At 40.0% G+C, this 607-nt stretch carries 1 protein-coding gene; it reads right to left on the bottom strand.

Going from position 1 to position 607, the window contains the following annotated elements; all coding sequences use genetic code 11:
- Positions 1–108: 108 nt before the first annotated feature.
- Positions 109–408, bottom strand: coding sequence for a 2Fe-2S iron-sulfur cluster binding domain-containing protein (locus tag A3763_RS02530; protein WP_068634453.1), 300 nt, complete (start codon positions 406–408; stop codon positions 109–111).
- Positions 409–607: the final 199 nt, after the last annotated feature.

Here is a 607-nt window from a genome sequence, read left to right as displayed (position 1 = left end):
ATTAATTGATCTGATTCATTGATGGGGTAGGGAAGGACAAACTCTAGTTAAAATTAGGTACCAGTTTGAAGACCTTAACCGGTACCTAATTTGGCTTTTGGGTTTTCTTTATATAGAGATCTCTATATCGCTTGTTGGAAAAGCAACGCATGAATGAATCCAAGAAAATTTACGATCTGATTTACGTAGCTTGGATTCATGAGGGTTAAATACTTCTCCGCTTATTAGCTTAACGCGACATAAACTGCACTCACCAGAGCGGCAAGCATTCTCGGTGCTTAGGCCATAACGTTCGAGACTATTCAGCAGAGGTTCACCTGACTTTGCAACAAAACTTCCTTTACCTTGTACTGTGATAGTTACCTCTTTTTCAATAGAAGTATCGTAAGCGTCTAGCCAAGCACACATAATACCAAACCCAACAATTAATTACGCTAGTTCCAAAATTCACAAGGAACTAGCACATGACTAAAAAGAACACCAAGAAAGCCAAACACGACTGGCCAAGTATCTTCGATTATCAAAAAGAGAGCGGGTTAACGGTTGCAGAATTCTGCTCCATACATAAAATCAGCACCTCTTCGTTCTACCTCAATAAGCACCGACG

It is taken from the genome of Oleiphilus sp. HI0128, from assembly GCF_001635365.1.
Note: the sequence above shows the minus strand (reverse complement) of the source record. Positions and strands in the feature narration are given on the sequence as shown.

Coding starts and splice junctions, on each gene's coding strand:
- A3763_RS02530 (WP_068634453.1), bottom strand. CDS start 408: ATGTGTGCTTGGCTAGACGCTTACGATACTTCTATTGAAAAAGAGGTA.